Below are 18544 nucleotides of genomic sequence, written 5' to 3'. Positions count from 1 at the left end.
TCGTTCCTGCTACAATATTCCGTTCGCATCCCGCTTTCGACAGGACAACGAACCTGTTTACCATGTGCGTACGAATGCGCAAGTCGCATTTCGCCAGCCGGGGCATCAAACAATAAAAATAACACAAAATCAAAAACAACTCAGAATTATGGACATTTTCATCCGCACCCATTTTTCCGGCGGCCATCACCTGCGGGCCTATCCGGGCAACTGCGAAAATCCCCATGGCCACAACTGGCAGATCAAGGTGACCGTGCGGGCCGAAAAGCTCGATCACCTCGGCATGGGCATCGATTTCAAGCAGTTGAAGCAGACGGTCAACACCGTGGTCGACGAGCTCGATCACCGCGACCTCAACCAACACCCGGCCTTCCGTGAGATCAATCCCTCGTCCGAGCACATCGCCATGTACCTTTTCCGCGAGCTCGACCGGCCCCTGCGCACCGATCGCTACCGGCTCTACAGCGTCGAGGTGCGGGAAACCGAATCCAGCGGGGTGATTTACTACGGTGACTGAACCGCTGCACGTCTCGGAACTGTTCTATTCCATCCAGGGCGAATCGACCTGGGCCGGACTGCCCTGCCTGTTCGTCCGCCTGGCGGGCTGCAATCTGCGCTGCGCTTACTGCGATGCTTGCTATGCCTGGCAGGAACCGGGCACACCGATGACCGTGGAGGAGATCCTCGCCTGGGCCGCGTCAACGCCCGGTGTGCCGGTGGAGATCACCGGCGGCGAGCCGCTGCTGCAGACAGCCGCCTATCCCCTGATGCGGGCTCTGCTCCGTGAGGGCCGCGAAGTGCTGCTCGAAACCAACGGCAGTCTGGTGCTTGACCGGGTTCCGGAGGCGGTGCGGATCATCATGGACATCAAGTGTCCGGGTTCCGGCATGGCCGACCGCAACCTGCCGGATAACCTCGCAGTCCTCCGGGGGCGGCGAGAGCGCAGCTGCCGGGACGAGATCAAGTTCGTCCTCAGTTCGGAGGACGACTTTCATTGGGCGCGGGAGTTGGTCGCCCGCACCGGGTTGGCGGCAATGCATCCTATCCTGTTCTCGCCGGTCCGCCCCCTGCTCGATCCGGCGGCTCTGGCCGAATTGTTGCTGGCATACCGGCTGCCCGTGCGCCTGCAGCTCCAATTGCATACCCTGCTCTGGCCGGAGAAAACAAGAGGCGCTTGATTTTTCTCAAAAAACACTTCCAGTTGGCTCATCGGCGTCCTATAGCCGGATGTGCAAGCCCGCCTCAATCATTTTCGACGTGAAAAACATCCTGCCCCGCGACACGGTTGACGGCAGCCTCTAAGTTCCCACTCCCGACAGCAAAAACAATCCGGGCGAAACCGATTGCGGCGTCCGCCCGGATTGTTTTTACCACCCGCTCCCCGCGATGCAACGGCCCTCGCCCAAGCAACCCGTCCTCCCGCCTTCCCCCTTTTTGCAACCGCAGCAATCCTGCCCACTTCCGCCCTTCAGCCACCGCGAAACCGCCGGCCAATTGCGTGAAAATACCTATTGTTGCCAGGCATCGATTCCTTTATAGTGCGGCCATTCTCAGGGCAGGGTGAAATTCCCTACCGGCGGTAAGCCGCAAGGCAAGCCCGCGAGCGCCTGCTCATCGAGCAGGGTCAAGCAGATCCGGTGAAAGGCCGGAGCCGACGGTGACAGTCCGGATGGGAGAGAATAGGTTGACGGCAGACTCGCCGCCGGACCGCCGGGTTGCGCCTGCGCACGGCACGGGATTCGTCCCGGTGCGGACGGTCCACGGCGCTCTGTCCGATTCCAAACCGGCATGGGGCCGGTTGTTCCCGCACGCCCTGATTCTGGTCACTGATCCTTAAGGAGGCACCATGAATCAGACCACTTCCCTTCTATCCCGCTTTGGCAGCCCCGAACAGCGGGTCGAAAACGCGCTGGCCGCGCTGCAACGGGGCCAGGGCCTGCTTTTGGTCGACGATGAGTACCGGGAGAACGAAGGCGATCTCATCTTTTCGGCCGAGCATCTCACCACCGGACAAATGGCGATGCTCATCCGCGAATGCAGCGGCATCGTCTGCCTCTGCCTGACGGACGAGCAGGTCAGCCGGCTTGAGCTGCCGATGATGGTCGACCGCAACACCAGCCAGTACGGGACGGCCTTCACCGTCAGCATCGAGGCCAAGCAAGGGGTGACCACCGGCGTTTCGGCCCGGGATCGGGTCACCACTATCCGCACCGCCATCCGCGAGGACGCCCAGCCGGCTGACCTGTCGCGGCCGGGCCATGTCTTCCCGTTGCGGGCGCAGCCCGGCGGCGTGCTGCAGCGGCGGGGGCACACAGAGGGCACGGTCGATCTGATGCAACTGGCGGGATTGAATCCGGCGGGGGTACTCTGCGAGTTGACCAATCCGGACGGCACCATGGCCCGCCTGCCGCAGATCGTCGACTTTGCCGAACAACACGACCTGCCGGTGCTGGCCATCGAGGATATCGTCGCCTACCGCCAATGACCCAAGACGTTCCGGGCAGGCGTGGAGTTTGGTGCCAGCCCGGAATATTTCGTTTTCACCCGATTCCAGGGGCCGCAAGGCCCCCGGTGTTTTGCAAGGAAAGGAAAAGCCGGCCGCGCTCAGAACAGGCTGTAGCGGACGTGCCAGCCGCTGGCGAGAATGGTGCCCAGCACCGGCGACTTGATTTCGCGGGCGCGGAAGGCAAAGTCGTGCTCGGCCAGGGCCGCGTATTGCTCGATGGCGCCAAGCCGCTTGATCGACGCTCGAAGCAGCGGCAGGGGGATGCGGGACCGGCCGGTTTTGACCCGGTCCGGGCAGATGACGAAATCGGCCAGCCGCACCCGGTCACTCAGATACACGGTCCGGGTATCGGCATCGAACCGGCAGTGCAGCTCTTCGAGCCGATCCTTGCCCAGCCGACTGAACAACTCGCACCAGCGCAGCTCGTTAACGCGCCAGGTGAAGACGATCTTCTTGCGCATGGCAAACGCCGTTACCGGGCAATCCATGGCATTGACGCTCAACAGCCGCTGCCGCAGCTGGTCGAGCGACACCGGCTCGCCCTGCCCCCGAAAAAACCAAATCCGCCGCAGCAGCATGTTGGTCAGGGGCAGCAAGGCCAGCAGCACCGGCGCCAGCCAGACGCAGATCGCCATGGCGAACGTCGGCGCATCCAGCCGCAAACGGAGCAGCAGAAGCGGCACCAGGCTGACCAGAACGCCGGCAAGCAGCAGGCTCAAGGAGAAAACGGTGAGGAAAAAACGCCGCAGCATACAGTGTTGCCTCGTTCAGGCCGGAATAGTCGAGGCGGGCAGCAGGGTCAGCGTGCCGTTCCCCGAATCCATCTCCGCCTCCATGCCGATGGGCAGGGCCAGGTTGCGCTCCCGATGTCCTGTCGGGAAACGGGCCCAGATCGGGTAGCCGGGCGGAGCCAACTCCAGCACCCGCGCCCAGACCGCCTCCTGCAGCCGCAGATTGGCCAGTTCGTCGCCGCCGAGATCGAAATCGCCGAGCACCAGCCCGGCCAGCCGCTGCAGTCGCCCGGCCAGGGCCAGGTGGGTCAGCATTCGGTCGAGCCGGTAAAGGGGTTCGTTGGTGTCCTCCAGCACCAGAATGCAATCATCCCAATGCCTATCCCAGGGCGTGGCCAAGAGATGGAGCAAGGTGGTCAGGTTGCCCCCGGCCAGCCGCCCCCGGCCGGTGCCGCCCCTCAGAATCTCCAAGCCCCTGGGCTTGATCCGTTCCTCGAAGGTGCCGGTCAGCAGGGCAAGAAGCGAGGCCCGGCTCGGCTCGTCGATCCTGGCAAGGGTGCCGGCCATCGGCCCGTGACCGGCAACCAGACCGGAACGATCGACCAGGCAGTTGAGCAGCACGGTCACGTCGCTGAAGCCGACCAGCAATTTGGGGCGGCTCCGGAACAGCTCCCAATCCAGCCGCTCGAGCAGCCGCAGGCAGCCATAACCGCCGCGAATGGCGACGATGGCCCGGACCTCGTCGTCGCTCCACAAGGCGTGCAGATGCGCGGCCCGCTTTTCGTCGCTGTCGGCCAGGTAGCCGTCGGTGGGCGCTGCCGACCCCTGGAGTTTTACCGCAAAACCCGCGTCCTCGATCAGCCGGATACCCGCCTGCAGCCGCTCGACATTGCGGACCGGCCCGGACGGGCAGAACAGGCCGATAGTTTCGCCCCGGCGCAGTCTGGGCGGCAGAATCGGCTGGCTATTCATCCTTGCCCTTGCAGTTGAGCCGATAGATCAGGCGCAGGCCGGTCAGGGTCAGGTCCTGATCGATGTCGTCGATGGTGTTGGTATAGGGCTTGATCAGGCCGGCCATGCCGCCGGTGGCGATGGTTTTGGCCCGCTCCTGGTCCGGGGTCAGCTGGCGGCTGAGCACCTGCACCATCCGATCGACCAGACCGCCGAACCCGTACAGGGCCCCGGAATGGATGGCCTTGACCGTGGTGGTGCCGATGGGCTGGTCCGGGGTGACGTCGATATCCAGCCGGGGCAGTTTGGCGGTGCGGCTGGCCAAGGCATCGAGGGAGATGCCGATACCGGGGTGGATGGTGCCGCCCACGTAGGCGGGCAGATCGTTGACGCAGTCGAAGGTGATGGCCGTGCCGAAATCGATGACGATCAGCGGAACCCGGTACCGTTCCCAGGCGGCCACCGCATTGACGATCCGGTCGGCGCCGACCTCGGACGGGTTTTCGGTGTCCACCTTCATCCCCAGCTTGAGGGTGTGGGTGACCGCCAGGGGCGGCTGCCTGAGCTTGGTCAGGTAGCTGCGGGCGAAATGGAGCCAGCTGGTTTCCAGAATCGGCACCACCGAGGCGACGATGAAGCCGGTGATCTTGTCCGGGTTGATGCCGGCCATCTGGAACAGGCCGTGGTAGCGGATGGCCAATTCGTCGGCGGTACGGTCCTGGCGAGACTGCAGCCGCCAACTGCCCACCAACTGGCCTTGTTTGTAAATACCGCTGACGGTATGGGAGTTGCCGACATCCACGGCAAAGAGCATGCGACCACCTGTATGGTTGAAGGAAGAACGGTGAGGTTTGTCTTTTTGCAAAAGCGCTGGTAAGATAGTCCAATTTGTCTTTTTGGTCCAGCCCGAGCTGGCGCCGGGCCCGCCCTTTGCCTGATTTTTCGGAGAATGCCATGCCCCCCTACATCCAGGTGATCACCACCCTGCCCGACCGGGCCAGCGCCGAGCGCCTGGCCGCCTCGGTGCTGGAAGAGCGGCTTGCCGCCTGTGTCCAGATCAGCGCCTGCAGCTCCCGGTACCACTGGCAGGGCGCCATCGAACAAAGCGAGGAACAGGTCTGCACCATCAAGTCGCGCCGCGACCTGTTCCCCGAGCTGAACGCGGCCATCCGGGCCCAGCATCCCTACCAAGTGCCCGAGATTCTGACCTTCCCGGTGGAGGACGGCGGCCAAAGCTATCTCGACTGGATGGCCCAGGAATTGCGCCCCCCCAAGGAGTGAGCCGCCATGGACGACCAGGCCAACAAACCGGCGCGGGGCCGGCGGCGGAAAAAGGAGTTCCGCTGCCATTGCTGTAAACAGGAAAAACCTTTTTGCTGGAGTTGCGGCTGCGGCTTCCAGATTTGCCCGGCCTGCTTCGAGGAAAACAAATGGGGCATGAGCAACGGCCCCACCTGGATCTGTCCGGACTGCGAACGGGTCCACATGATGGAGTGAAGCGGATGCGGCCGGAAGCATCGCATGCCATGTTCAACCAAGACCGCTTTCCGTCCTGCCGACGCCATGCCGCGGCCGGCCTTTCATCCAATCATCTCTTCCCCGAATTCCATGACTGAACACCAGTACGACGAATCGAAAATAAAAACGCTCAGTTCGCTGGAGCACATCCGCAAGCGGCCGGGCATGTACATCGGCCGACTGGGCGACGGTTCCCATCCGGACGACGGCATCTACATCCTGCTCAAGGAGATTCTGGACAACGCGGTCGACGAATACATCATGGGATTCGGCAAGCGGATCGACCTCCACGTGGGCGAGGACGGCCTGTGCCGGGTCCGCGACTACGGCCGCGGCATCCCCCTGGGCAAGGTGGTGGAATGCGTTTCGGTGATCAACACCGGCGCCAAGTACAACACCGAGGTGTTCCAGTTCTCGGTGGGGCTCAACGGGGTCGGCACCAAGGCGGTCAACGCCCTGTCCACCCGGTTCGCGGTCACCGCCTTCCGCGACGGCCGCTTCAAAACCGCCCGCTTCGTCCAAGGGCTGCTGGCAAGCGAAGAGGAAGGCGACAGCAACGAGAAGAACGGCACACTGGTGGAATTCGTGCCCGACCAGGAGATCTTTGCCGGCTACCGCTTCGACCCCCAATACGTGGACCTGCGGCTGTGGCGCTACGCCTACCTCAACGCCGGCCTCAGCCTGTCCCTCGACGGCGAGCTGTACCTCTCCAAGCATGGCCTGCTCGATCTGCTCGACCGCGAGGTCAGCAGCGAGCGAATCTATCCACCTATCCATTTCGCCGACAAGGCGCTCGAATTCGCCTTCACCCACACCGACGATTACGGCGAGTCCTATTTTTCCTTTGTCAACGGCACCTACACCAGCGAGGGCGGCACCCATCTCTCCGCCTTCCGCGAAGGCATCCTCAAGGGGATCAACGAATTCACCGGCAAGAAGTTCAACGGCCTCGACGTCCGCGACGGCATCGTCGGCATCCTGGCGGTCAAGGTGCAGGAGCCGGTGTTCGAGTCGCAAACCAAGAATAAGCTGGGCAACACCGATATCCGCGCCGGAATCGTGGGCGCGGTCAAGGACGCGGTGGCCACCCACCTCTACAAGTTTCCGGAAACCGCCGAGGTCTTTGTCGACAAGGTGCAGCGCAACGAGCGGGTGCGGCGCGAGCTGCAGTCGGTGCGGCGCGACGCCAAGGCCAAGGCCAAGAAAATCGCCTTCAAGATCCCCCAGCTGAAGGACTGCAAATACCATCCCTCGCGAGGGCACGCCTCCAAGCCCGGCCGGGAGAACATGCTGTTCATCACCGAGGGCCAATCCGCCGCCGGCTCGATCGTCTCCGCCCGCGACCCCATGATCCAGGCGGTGTTTTCGCTCAAGGGCAAGCCGATGAACGTTCTGGGCCAACGGCTGGACGTGCTCTACAAGAACGAGGAAATGTACTCGCTGATGCAAGCCCTGGACATCGAGGAATCGATCGCCGACCTGCGCTACGACAAGGTGATCCTGGCCACCGACGCCGATGTCGACGGCCTGCACATCCGCAACCTGCTGCTCACCTTCTTCCTCCACTACTTCGAGCTGCTGATCAAGCAGGAGCGGGTCTACATCCTGGAAACCCCGATCTTCCGGGTGCGCAACAAGGAAAAGACCTTCTACTGCTACTCCGACCGGGACATGGACATGGCCATCGACGCGCTCAAGGCCAAGGGCAAGGGCGACCGGGCCATCGAAACCACCCGATTCAAGGGGTTGGGCGAAATTTCGCCGCCCGAATTCAAGCAGTTCATCGGCCCGGACATGCGGCTTAGGCAGGTGCGGCTCGATTCCTTGAGCGAAGTCAGCCGAGTGCTGCGCTTCTACATGGGCAAGAACACGCCGGAACGCAAACAGTACATCATGGACCACCTGATCCTGAGGCCGGTATGAGCGAAACCACCGAAGCCCCCCGCGGCAAGCTGCACCGCCTGTTCGACGCCAATTTCCTCGACTACACCGCCTACGTCATCCGCGAACGGGCCATTCCCGACGTGGACGACGGCCTCAAGCCGGTGCAGCGGCGTATCCTCCAGACCCTGCACAACATGGACGACGGCCGTTTCCACAAGGTGGCCAACGTGGTCGGCGAAACCATGAAGCTCCACCCGCACGGCGACCAGTCGATCTTCGACGCCCTGGTCAACCTGGCCAACAAGGGCTACCTCATCGATCGCCAGGGCAACTTCGGCAACATCTTCACCGGCGACCAGGCCTCGGCTCCCCGCTACATCGAATGCCGGCTGTCGCCGCTGGCCCGCGAGACCCTGTTCAACCGCGACCTGACCGAGTTCGTCGACTCCTACGACGGCCGCATGCAGGAACCGGTGCGGCTGCCGGCCAAGATCCCGCTGCTGCTGCTGCTCGGCGCCGAGGGCATTGCCGTGGGCATGGCCACCAAGATCATGCCGCACAACTTTGGCGAACTGCTCTCCGCCCAGATCGCCTATCTCAAAGGCGAATCCTTCACCCTCTATCCGGATTTCCCTCGGGGCGGCATCATCGACGTCACCGACTACGACCACGGCAACGGCCGGCTGCGCTGCCGGGCCAAGCTGGAGCAGCCCGATCCCAAGACCATTATCGTCACCGAACTGCCCTACAACCTCACCACCCAGAACCTGATCGAATCGATCGAAAAGGCGGCCAAGGCCAACAAGCTGAAAATCGCCTCGATCAACGACTACACCGCCGAAAAGGTGGAGGTGGAGATCAAGCTGGCGCGCGGCGTGCTGGCCGAGGAGACCATCGACGCCCTCTACGCCTTCACCGACTGCGAGCTGAGCGTCTCGCCCAGCCTGGTGACCATCGAGGACAACCTGCCCCGGCAGCACACGGTTGAGGAGGTGCTCAAACGCAACACCGACCTGCTCAAGACCAACCTGGAGAAGGAACTGCGGATCGAGCTGGGCCGGCTGGAAGAAAAATGGCATGCGCGCAAGCTGGAGCAGATCTTCATCGAACAACGGCTGTACAAGGAGATCGAGGAGAAGATCAACTACAAGGCGGTGGTCTCCACCATTCGCCAGTCGCTGGTGCCCTTTGCCGAGGAGTTGCAGCGCAAGGTCACCGGCGAGGACGTGGAACGGCTTCTGGAAATCAAGATCCGCCGCATTTCCCGCTACGACATCAACCGCCAGGAGAAGGAACTGCGGGAGATCGAAAAGCAGATCGCCCTGATCAAACAGCAACTGACCGACATGGTCGGCTTTACCATCGGCTGCCTGGACGACCTGATCGCCCGCTACGGCGAGCAGTTTCCGCGCAAAAGCGAGCTGCGGGCCTTTGACGAGGTGGATGCCCGGGCCGCCGCCGCCGCCGACCTCACCGTGGGCTACCACCGTGAATCCGGCTTCCTCGGCCACAAGATCAAGTCCGAGGACGCAGCCGCCGATTTGGAATGCTGCTGTTCCGAGTACGACCGGCTCCTGCTGATCTTCAAGGATGGGCTGTACAAGGTGATCAACGTGCCGGACAAGTTGTTCGTCGGTCCGGATCTGTACTGGCTGGGGGTGGTGAGGAACGATCTGGTGTTCAACCTGGTCTATCGCCACGGTCCGGAAAACCTGGCCTATGTCAAACGGTTCGCCATGCCCAAGTTCATCATCGGCCGCGAATACCGGCTGTTCGAGGAAAGCAAACGCTCGGCCATCCTCCTGTTGCGGCTGGGCAAAGAGGGGTTGCGGATTCGGGCCAGCCTGGCGCCGTCGTCCCGGGCCAAATACAATTCCATCGAACTCGATCTCGACGAGGTGCTGATCAAGGGGGTCGGCGCCAAGGGAAAACGGGTGGCCACCCGCACGGTCCGCAAGGTGGCCGACGTTACCGGCACCGCGAAAAAACCGCAGCCCACGCCCATGGATTTACCGGGAATCGGTTCGCCGGCCGACGAATCGGACAACCCGGCCAAGGAATAAACGAACGATTGCCGATGGCGGGGAGCGAATAAAAAAACGGGGCTGCATCGCGGCAGCCCCGTTCTCGTCGATATGGGATCGAATCAACCGGCATTGTTGCCGGTTTTTTTTTATCTATTTTATCTTGAGCAGGTTCTTGACCCTGGCCACGCCCTTGACCGAGCGGGCGATCGATTCCGCCTTCCTGCTCTCGGCCTTGGAGTCGACCGCACCGGTCAGCACGACTTCCCCCTGGAAGGTCTCCACCGAAATCGCGATGGAGCTCAGATCCTTGTCGGCAAACAGGGCCGCCTTCACTTCGGTGGTGATGCCGGCATCGTCAACCACGGTGCCGGCGCTCCTACCGGCCGGGGTGGTGCAGGAAACAACCAGCGACAACAGTATCGTCAGCAGAAAAGCAAGTCCGATTCGCATCTTGTTTTTTTCCATCACAATTCCTCCGTTTCCTGATGAATATTTGCGGTGACGATCCGGCTGAAAGTCGCCATCCGTGCTCGCAACCTGCGCGCGAAAAGGGACCCGCGGATCACCCTGCGTCCAACTTAATGAAACAACTAATCAATTCTGTCTAGTTGCACAAGAGTAAATCTGAATGCTCTCCCCAGCGTGCCACCCCTGCTGGCGCCGGATCGAAAAATGGTCGCGCCGCCCGCAACCCCGCATTCCCTTTTTGCCGACACAAACCGTTCTTTGATCCGTTTTTACCGGAATATAATATTGACGGGAAACAGCCCTGTTTGCTATAGCTGAGCACCTTCCGGCATGTAGCCCGGCCCGGTGCTGCCTGCCGAACCCGTTCGGGCAACGATGCGCGCCCGAAACCGCGACTCTTCCTTTGCCGGAGCCGGCTGGCCCTCCAGGGGGCATTGCCCCGGCGGGAAGCGGTTCGCGGGCGGTTGTCACGACGCCGAGGTCTGCACCCCGGCAGGCCATCATCCGCAACGCACCCAACAGGAATTGCAATGATAGGAATCTATGCCGGCAGTTTCGATCCTCCGACCAACGGCCATCTGTGGATCATCGAACAGGGCGCGCGCCTGTTCACCAGATTCTACGTGGCAATCGGCCAAAATTCGCAGAAGGAATACTGCTTTACCCTGGATGAACGCCTGGAAATGCTGGAGGAGTTGTGTGCCCACTACGACAACATCGAAGTGGTCCACTTCGAAAACAAGTTCCTGGCCAAATTCGCCGAATCGATCGGAGCCGACTACATCCTGCGCGGCATCCGCAACGAAAAGGATTACACCTATGAGCGCGGCATGCGCTACGTCAACGGCAACATGACCGACACCATCCAGACCCTGTTCATGATGTCCCCCCGCTATCTGGTCGAGGTCAGCTCCAGCCTGATCAAGGGGCTGGTGGGATCCGACGATTGGGAGCAGGTGGTCCGCGAATATGTGCCGGACACGGTTTACTATAAAATGCTGAATAAATTTGGGGGGATAGATCTTAGTCGCGCCCGAAAGACCGCCTTGGAAAAAATCTGAATGGACAGACCGGGCCGGCGCCATTAACATATCGATTTCTAAAGATCGCCTCCTTTCCGGCAACGACCTTTTCCCTGTCCGCTTTTTTTATCCATGAGCCACGAAGACAACCCGTTCCGCTTTCTTCCCCAACCCTGGGACCGGATCTTTCCCCATGTCGCCACGGTAGTGGTCTGGGGCATGTTCTTCGGCGTCATCTACTTGCTGCGCTCCTTTTTTCTCCTGTTGTTTCTCACCTTTGTCTTTTCCTACATCCAGGCCCGCAGCGTCGGCCGCCTCGAGACCCGCATCAAGAACCGGATCGTGCGGGTGGTGCTCGTGGCCTTGCTGTTCCTCAGCATCCTGACCGCCGCCGGCATCTTCCTGGTTCCCAAGGTGAAGAAACAGACCGAGGTCTTTGCCAGCCAGTTCACCACCTACCTCGGCCGGGTCGATCAGGAATTGTTCTCCTTGAGCAAACGGTACCCGTTGATGGGCGAGCTTGTCCCGGAACTCGCCAGCAAACAGGAACAGCCGCCACCGGAAGGGGGAGAAAAAAAAGGGTTGAAGCATTCGCCCACGGCCCTCATGCTGCAGCAACTGCTGCGGCTGGGCGATCCCGGCGGAACGCAGAGCACCGGCGGTGGAACGCAGACTGTCGGCAGTGGGGTGCAGAATGTCGGCCATGTCATCGGCACCCTCGGCAACATCGGCGGCAAGATTGCCTCCACCACCTCGGCCTTTCTCCTGTCCCTGCTCTTTTCCTTTCTCATCGTGCTCGACCTGCCCAAGTTGGGGGCCAGCGTCCGGGCCTTGGAATCGACCAAGCTGCGATTCATCTACCGCAGCGTCGCGGGAAATATTCGTGATTTTTCGCAGGTTTTGGGCAAGGCCCTGGAAGCCCAGCTGATCATCGCCATCATCAATTCCTTTCTGACCGCCATCGGCATCACCCTGCTCGGCTTGGGCGAACAGGTGGCCTTTTTGTCGGTGATCGTCTTTTTCTGCAGTTTCTTCCCGGTGATCGGCGTGTTCATCAGCTCCATCCCCATCTGTCTGATCGCCCTGCAAACCGAGGGGCTGCAAATCATGCTGCTGGCCATCCTGCTGATCTGCATCATCCATCTGATCGAGGGATATATCCTCAATCCGAGGATTTACGGCTCCTACATGCGGATCAATTCGGTGATCATCCTCATCATCCTCACCATCGGCGGCAAGCTGTTCGATTTCTGGGGACTGATTCTCGGCGTGCCGATCTGCACCTATGTGTTCGGCCATGCCATCCGCATCAAGGAAAAAAGTGAGCCCGAGCCGCTTCCCCCACCAGCCACCGGGGAATGACACGCCCGGCGCTTCTTTTTTAATTCGTTTTGGCGGCGGCCCTGATTCGGGCCGCCTTTTTTGCAACGCACCACCAACCACAAGGCATCATGGACTGGATATTTGACATCGGCATCTGGAGTTCCCTCCTGACGCTGACCATCCTCGAGATCGTACTGGGAATCGACAATATCATCTTCATCACCCTGCTGGTGGGGAACCTGCCGGAACACAAGCGGCCCTTTGCCCGGCGGTTCGGCCTGCTGGCGGCCATGGGCACCCGCATCGTGTTGTTGATGTCGGTGGCCTGGCTGGCCAAGTTGGTGGCACCCTTGTTCGAGGTGATGGGGCATCCGGTCTCCGGCCGCGACCTGGTCCTGCTTCTCGGCGGCCTATTCCTCATCTACAAGGCGGTCATGGAAATCCACGGCAGCCTCGAAGGAGACGAGGAAAGCCACCGGCCGGCGCATCTGGCCTCGAATATGGGGATGGTGATTGTCCAGATCGCCATCATCGACATCGTGTTCTCCCTGGATTCGGTGATCACCGCGGTGGGGCTGGCCGATCATCTCTGGGTCATGATCACCGCCATCGTCCTGGCCATCGGGGTGATGATGTTCGCGGCCCGCCCCATCGGCGAATTTGTCGAGCAGCACCCCACCGTGAAGATGCTGGCCCTGTCCTTTCTCGTCCTGGTGGGCGTCGCTCTGGTCGCCGAAGGAACCGGGCATGCCATGCCCAAGGGATACCTCTATTTCGCCATGGCCTTTTCGTTCATCGTGGAGATGCTCAACCTGCGTTTGAAGCGGCGCCGTAAACCCGCGCCCGTGCACCTGCACCAGGTGTACGAGGAACTCAAGGACCGGCAGGCCAGGGCGGGCCGGAGCAGCGGTAGCGCCCGCTTTTCCGGCCGTTAACAGCCGGGCATCGTCCGCATCTTTTGAGGCGGTATCCGCCAACTCTATGAGGTCACCGTGACTGGTTGAGTTGGCCGGTGCCGGCCGCGGGCTTCGACCCGTTGAGCTGCCGTGCCAGGAAAGCCGTTCGGTTCGGTTCCGCAGCGGTTGCCACCTCGAGATGTCTTGGCCGTCCGTGCGTACGGACGTCTTGGCACCATTCCCGACTCCCCGTCCCGTTCGCGACCCCTACCCGGAATTTTCACGACCCGCGGTTGTTCACCCCTGCGCTTCCACCAGTTGGCAGGCATCCCGGATGCTCATAGACGGATTGGCAATGCACGCTTTGACCAACCCCAGGATGCTGTGCAAGGCAGCGCTCGCCTCCTCGGCGGAAAAGGTATCGTCCCGGTAATCGAACATGATGACCACGTCCTCCTTGCTGAACGGACTGAGGATAATGAATTCAAGGCTGGTCTCCGGGCTTTCGTTCGCGATCCAGGTACCATCGAAAGCTTTACGGTGCCACGATACCGGGGGAATATAGCCGAATTGCACATCGCGGAGCGCCTCGACTTCCGGACGCTGGAATTGCACCATGCGCAGCACATCTTCATATGAGCACATGGAATGGTAATACGACTCTCTTCCCGCCTTTCGTATCGCCTTGTACAGACTTTCGACATCGGCATCCTGGTCGGGCACAGCGATGCACACCAGGATTTCCAGGGCAAAATTGCCCATGGTTTGCTTTTGGGCGCTATCCTTCCTATGCGAGATGGTTTCGCCCAGGTCGATGCGATTCATGCCGGGATTTTTGCATAACAGATACAGGACCAGAGCGGCGCGAAACAAAATGGCCGGGGAAAAGGCCCGTTCTTCGCAATGCGCATAGATCTGCTGGAGAAACGCCTTGTCGAGCGGCACGCTCAATCGCTTGCCCCGAGGATTTCCCGTTGCCACTTTGTGGGGATTGATCTTGCAGCATCCGGTCCAGTCACGCATTTTTTCGGCCCAGTATCGCCAGTCCGCCTGGCGGCGAGGGCTTGCAAGCATGTGCTTTTCTTTTGCAAAACTATCGGTAAAAGAGTGGGTTTCGCAATCGAAACGTTCCCCATCAAACAGCATGCGGCAATACGAGGTCAACAGATCGCCCCAAAGCCCCATGCTGATGCCGTCCATGACAAGATGAAAAAAAAGCGAGCGAAGAGCAACGGCAAAGGCGCTGCGCACAATCAGCAGGTCGTAAAGCGGGGCCTCCGGAACGAAACTCTTCGCCATGACCTCGTTTCTGGCACTGGCGATGATTTCGTCCCTTGACCATGCCGTTTCGATGACCGGGATGCTGACATACTCGAATTCCTGCTCGTACTGAAAAAACTCGCCGTCCCGCTGGGCAAAACGAAGCCGGAGCGCCTGCTCGTGCTCCAAGATCAAGTTGGCCGCTTTTTCAATGAGCTGGTTGGAGTACCTTGGATCGAGCCAATAAAGTCCGCAAACGCTGTTGACGCGGGACTCGCCTTGGGTGTCATCCTCCAAATCCAGCTGCTCCTGTTGGGATTTTGAAAATTCATATCGTTTCTCCAAAGGGATGTCTCTGTTCATAGCCACCTCGACCGACGCTCAAAATGTATAGGTAATCCGATTCTTGCCACTGGTCAGCATGTGCATTTTTTCCTGCTGCGCCGCAAGCAGTCGGGTGTACACGTACCCGGAAAAGGAGGCGACTGCCGCATCCTCGTCCATGACAAACGGCCGGTTTCCGCTATCCCGCAAAATTACGGTAATGGATCTGCCGAGCAAGACGGTGCACTCGATAACCGCGTTTTTCTCTTCTCCCTGCTCCAGACCGTACATGCCCGTTTCTTCAATCATCAGCATGATTTTAAAAATCTTTTTTCGATCCACCCTGTTCGCTTCCAAATCCCGTTCGACCGCATGGACCAGATCCATGATACCTTCTTTGGTCTTGGGCCGATCATAGGAAAGTTCACGGGCAAGGGCGCCTTCATCCAGCAGCAGGGGGAAGGTTTTCTCCCGATACCGCCAACGCACATATATGCCGCCCAGCATCAACACGAAAAAACTGCTCGCCGCAAAGGCGCACCAGACGCTCGTCAGGCCGAACGCCAGGCCGCAGGCAATGCCCAGCACCAGAGGGAACACCAGGATATAGGCAGCGGTAACCGTGAGGGAAAGCGCTATTTTTTCGATATACAGATAATAGGAGGTATACAGCAGGATCAGGGCGACAGGGATGGCTGCCAGCGAAAAAATCCGAACGGCATCCGCAGCCTGGCTCGTCAATTCGGCCGTTTCAATGCCGAACAGGCCGGGAATGGCATCGGCGAACATCCACAAACAAACCATTACCCCCATGCCCTCAAGCAGCGCGGCCCTGGCAGCGACGCGCATGGTCTTCACGATGCCTTTCTGGCCGCCTTCGCCCCGGTAGACATTGATCAGCGGCATTATGGCCTCGCCTATGCCGTCAAAACCCGCCAACAACAGGGTCAACGTGTTGATGACCACGGTGAAGATGACAATGGCGTCCTGGCCGAATTGCTGCAGTAAAAAAAAATTCATGACCAACTGCATGACGGCCAAAAACAGATACACGCTCGAGTCGACGGCGCTGAATTTCATCACCCGCATGGCGGCACGCAGGCTGAGAAACCATCGAAAATGGAGCGTGTTGCGTTTTGTCAGGAAAAAAAGCCCCAGCATGCCCGCCGTTACGATGCAGGTGAGCAGGGTCCCCAGGCTGATGCCACCGATTCCCATGACCCTGCAAAGAACTATCGAAAGCCCGATGTTGACGGCCAGTTGCACCGCCGAAGAAGCGGCGCACAGCGTTTCCCCTCCTTCCAGCATGACAATGTCGTAGAGATAGGTATTGAGCAGCAAGGGAAGCGGCAGGAAGCACATGAACCACATATAATCGCGCACGTAGCCATTCACTTCCTCCGAAACGCCGAACCAGTTGGGAACGGCGGCGAACAGCACCAGCAGTCCTGCGGTCAGCAGCATACCGGCGCCAACGACGAGAATAAGTCCCTGGCTGAAGTAGAGGTCGGCAATCCGGCGTTTCCCCCGGCCCACCTGCCGGGCAAAGACGACCATCGTGCCGATGGCAATCATGAAGCCGATGAAAACGATAAAAGAGAAGACCGGGCTGGAAAGGGTGATGGCGCTGAGCGCGCGTTCCTCCAGCATATTGCCCGCGATCAGGCTGTCGGAAAGAAGCAAGAGGTATTCAACCAGCATCGCCAGCGAGCCCGCGGCGATCAGGGTCAAAAACTTGTGGGCGGCGAAGGTCTTGATCATGTTCTGCTTCTTGCCAATTCTTAGCCGATAAATTATGAATTACCGAGTTATATCGCGCGGAGAGAGTACTCCGTGCGCCAACGCACCCGCTGGAAAAAGGCAAAGAAGAGCGGAATGGAATATAATATCTACATTACCAATGCATGCAACCTGAACTGCGAGTATTGCTCCTCTCTTTTTGACTGTGAAAAGAATAAGATCCCCCGTCTCCCCCAATATCCCGACAGCGACCTGGCCGCGTTCATAAAAAGAACGGCCGAGCAATTCAATGACCGGGACGTCATGCTTTTCCTCTTCGGCGGCGAACCCACGCTGGAATATGCCCGTATCGCCAGCCTTCTGGCCTGTCTCGAACAGGAGCTTGCCGGCTACAACCTCAAGCCGATCCTGCATACGAACGGCCTCCTGCTCGACGCCATCCCCGATACGGTGCTGTCCACGCTGTCGTTGATCATGTATTCCATCAATTACGAGAGAATTCCCAAATACAATCTCGGTAACGGCTATTTCTCCACCGTGATCGACAATGCCCTGGGCGTGAGGAAAAAGAGCGGCGTCCCCATGGTAGCCCGGGTTACCGTCACGGAAAAAACCAGCCTTTTTGCTGAGATCGTGTTGGTGGACCGCTTTTTCGACTATGTGCACTGGCAACTGGAAAATTGCGCCGTCCTCGCAAACTTCGACGCTTTTTACGCCACCTATACCTACGAAGTGCGCCTGCTGTTCGACGACTGGCTGCGCCGGCTGCAAGGCGGCGTCCTGCTGCACTACATCCCCTTCATGGCCGTGCTGAAGTTCATGTTTTTCCATGACCGGGACGACTCCCTGTTCTGCTGCGGCTATGACCGGCACATGATCTTCGTCCAAACGGACGGTTCCTGCTACGCCTGCTGCGACAACGTGCCCGGAGGCCTTCACGCCATCGGCGATATTGCCGGGGGCGTGGAGTTCAGGGATTTCAGGTTGACGGATTTTTGCTGTCGAGACTGCGCCTACCGACCGTTGTGCATGGGACGTTGCGGGCGGATGCACCGGGAATTCTCCGCCGCACGGATCGACGAATACTGCCGGCTGAATCGGTTCATGTTCGATTTGTTCATTGAAAACAAGGCTGTACTGCAAAAAACCCTGCATCGATACCCCGAGTATGAGAACAAGTTGTCGGGTTGGTTGCTTGATGTCATGGAATACACGCCCTGACGTTGAGTGGGCGCAGGCAATCACACCGCCGGGAATCCGGAAGATCCGACTGGGGCTGCGGTGCGCCGGGCAGTGGCAACGAGGAAGCAACCAAGCGGGATGAACATTCTTCTTGCCGGATACGGCAGCGTCGAACGGGCCGTGCACACCATCCTCAAGGCGCATCCTCCCGCCAATATCGCCGAAGTGCTGGTCGCGGAGAAAACGACAGGCACGTCAGCCGAGGCAGTCCTTGCCGACCATGGCAACTCGCTTGATCTGGTCGTCAATCTGACGGACGACAGCAATTTTTCGCTGCTCAATCTCTGCCGGAAATACGGCCTCCATTATTTGGAGACCGACCTGATCGAATTCATGTCAGGCGGCACCACGCGGTCAAGCCGCATACCATGCTATAAATCGAATTCGACATTGCGAGGGCGTCAACGGCACCAGCCTGCAGGTGGCATGCGGCGTCTATACGGGCATCCAGCTGTTGCCGCACCTGTTGCCCGGCAGCCACCCATGAGCACTATCCCCGCCCATCTCTTCGACATTGTCGAACAGTGCCTGGAAACGGTACAATTTACGGTGGAACTCCACGATGTCCCGCTACTGGACGCTTTGCGGGATATGGCCGCCACCTTCCGGGACGGCAGCCTTCCGCCGTGCTTCGGATTTGCCACGACCTGAT

At 59.9% G+C, this 18544-nt stretch carries 18 protein-coding genes and 1 riboswitch; of the genes, 12 read left to right on the top strand and 6 right to left on the bottom strand.

The features are described 5' to 3' along the window. Window positions 1-148: 148 nt before the first annotated feature. The 3 genes from queD to ribB all read left to right on the top strand — a co-directional run bounded on the left by queD (window position 149) and on the right by ribB (window position 2485). Entirely contained in the window at window positions 149-517 is a 369-nt protein-coding gene (gene queD, locus RMR13_RS10315; RefSeq protein WP_310600551.1) for a 6-carboxytetrahydropterin synthase QueD, read from the top strand. After that, a complete protein-coding gene (locus RMR13_RS10310) occupies window positions 510-1178 on the top strand; it encodes a radical SAM protein (protein ID WP_310600550.1) in 669 nt (222 codons plus the stop codon). The genes queD and RMR13_RS10310 overlap by 8 nt, the downstream gene beginning before the upstream one ends. Before the next feature lie 364 nt (window positions 1179-1542). Continuing rightward, window positions 1543-1685: riboswitch (FMN riboswitch) on the top strand. 161 nt (window positions 1686-1846) lie between these two features. After that, window positions 1847-2485, top strand: coding sequence for a 3,4-dihydroxy-2-butanone-4-phosphate synthase (gene ribB, locus RMR13_RS10305; protein WP_310600549.1), 639 nt, complete (start codon window positions 1847-1849; stop codon window positions 2483-2485). A 119-nt stretch (window positions 2486-2604) separates the two neighbouring features. On the opposite strand, the gene RMR13_RS10300 is transcribed toward ribB, so the two are convergent. From RMR13_RS10300 to RMR13_RS10290, 3 genes are read right to left on the bottom strand one after another with little or no spacing between them, the layout of a single operon-like run. After that, window positions 2605-3258: a hypothetical protein gene (locus tag RMR13_RS10300; RefSeq protein WP_310600548.1), complete on the bottom strand. Its 654-nt coding sequence runs from the start codon at window positions 3256-3258 to the stop codon at window positions 2605-2607. A gap of 15 nt (window positions 3259-3273) precedes the next feature. Continuing rightward, entirely contained in the window at window positions 3274-4209 is a 936-nt protein-coding gene (locus RMR13_RS10295) for an LD-carboxypeptidase (protein ID WP_310600547.1), read from the bottom strand. Then, window positions 4202-5002: a type III pantothenate kinase gene (locus RMR13_RS10290; protein WP_310600546.1), complete on the bottom strand. Its 801-nt coding sequence runs from the start codon at window positions 5000-5002 to the stop codon at window positions 4202-4204. Before RMR13_RS10290 ends, RMR13_RS10295 begins: the two co-directional genes overlap by 8 nt. Window positions 5003-5142: 140 nt before the next feature. On the opposite strand from RMR13_RS10290, the gene cutA reads away from it, so the two are divergent. The 4 genes from cutA to RMR13_RS10270 all read left to right on the top strand — a co-directional run bounded on the left by cutA (window position 5143) and on the right by RMR13_RS10270 (window position 9653). Beyond that, window positions 5143-5469: a divalent-cation tolerance protein CutA gene (gene cutA, locus RMR13_RS10285; RefSeq protein ID WP_310600545.1), complete on the top strand. Its 327-nt coding sequence runs from the start codon at window positions 5143-5145 to the stop codon at window positions 5467-5469. Window positions 5470-5475: 6 nt separating this feature from the next. Then, window positions 5476-5685, top strand: a complete 210-nt coding sequence (locus tag RMR13_RS10280; protein WP_310600544.1) for a hypothetical protein — start codon at window positions 5476-5478, stop codon at window positions 5683-5685. Window positions 5686-5796: 111 nt separating this feature from the next. Next, window positions 5797-7629, top strand: a complete 1833-nt coding sequence (locus tag RMR13_RS10275; protein WP_310600543.1) for a DNA topoisomerase IV subunit B — start codon at window positions 5797-5799, stop codon at window positions 7627-7629. Then, window positions 7626-9653 carry a DNA topoisomerase IV subunit A gene (locus tag RMR13_RS10270; protein ID WP_310600542.1) on the top strand — a complete coding sequence of 676 codons (2028 nt, stop codon included), beginning with the start codon at window positions 7626-7628 and terminating at the stop codon, window positions 9651-9653. Before RMR13_RS10275 ends, RMR13_RS10270 begins: the two co-directional genes overlap by 4 nt. Before the next feature lie 114 nt (window positions 9654-9767). Here RMR13_RS10270 and RMR13_RS10265 read toward each other — a convergent pair whose 3' ends face one another. Further along, window positions 9768-10082 (bottom strand): BON domain-containing protein, encoded by a 315-nt coding sequence (locus tag RMR13_RS10265; RefSeq protein ID WP_310600541.1) that lies wholly within the window; start codon window positions 10080-10082, stop codon window positions 9768-9770. Between the two features lie 533 nt (window positions 10083-10615). Between RMR13_RS10265 and coaD the strand changes: the two genes are divergently transcribed. The 3 genes from coaD (at window position 10616) to RMR13_RS10250 (ending at window position 13365) form a co-directional block, all read left to right on the top strand. Next, window positions 10616-11146 (top strand): pantetheine-phosphate adenylyltransferase, encoded by a 531-nt coding sequence (gene coaD, locus RMR13_RS10260; protein WP_310600540.1) that lies wholly within the window; start codon window positions 10616-10618, stop codon window positions 11144-11146. A gap of 93 nt (window positions 11147-11239) precedes the next feature. Next, window positions 11240-12469 (top strand): AI-2E family transporter, encoded by a 1230-nt coding sequence (locus tag RMR13_RS10255; protein ID WP_310600539.1) that lies wholly within the window; start codon window positions 11240-11242, stop codon window positions 12467-12469. 89 nt (window positions 12470-12558) lie between these two features. Continuing rightward, window positions 12559-13365, top strand: coding sequence for a TerC family protein (locus RMR13_RS10250; RefSeq protein ID WP_310600538.1), 807 nt, complete (start codon window positions 12559-12561; stop codon window positions 13363-13365). Between the two features lie 258 nt (window positions 13366-13623). Here the strand turns inward: RMR13_RS10250 and RMR13_RS10245 are convergent, their stop codons facing one another. Both RMR13_RS10245 and RMR13_RS10240 read right to left on the bottom strand, forming a co-directional pair. Beyond that, window positions 13624-14949: a condensation domain-containing protein gene (locus tag RMR13_RS10245; RefSeq protein WP_310600537.1), complete on the bottom strand. Its 1326-nt coding sequence runs from the start codon at window positions 14947-14949 to the stop codon at window positions 13624-13626. 18 nt (window positions 14950-14967) lie between these two features. Continuing rightward, window positions 14968-16671, bottom strand: coding sequence for an MATE family efflux transporter (locus tag RMR13_RS10240; protein ID WP_310600536.1), 1704 nt, complete (start codon window positions 16669-16671; stop codon window positions 14968-14970). A 114-nt stretch (window positions 16672-16785) separates the two neighbouring features. Here RMR13_RS10240 and RMR13_RS10235 point away from each other — a divergent pair, with 114 nt between their 5' ends. Together RMR13_RS10235 and RMR13_RS10230 are read left to right on the top strand one after the other, a co-directional pair. Further along, window positions 16786-17871, top strand: a complete 1086-nt coding sequence (locus RMR13_RS10235) for a radical SAM protein (protein WP_310600535.1) — start codon at window positions 16786-16788, stop codon at window positions 17869-17871. Between the two features lie 99 nt (window positions 17872-17970). Beyond that, window positions 17971-18543, top strand: coding sequence for a hypothetical protein (locus RMR13_RS10230; protein ID WP_310600534.1), 573 nt, complete (start codon window positions 17971-17973; stop codon window positions 18541-18543). Window position 18544 lies beyond the last annotated feature (1 nt).

It is taken from the genome of Desulfobulbus sp. (assembly GCF_031547805.1).
GTDB lineage: Bacteria > Desulfobacterota > Desulfobulbia > Desulfobulbales > Desulfobulbaceae > Desulfobulbus.
This window is presented reverse-complemented; position numbering and strand designations above follow the sequence as displayed.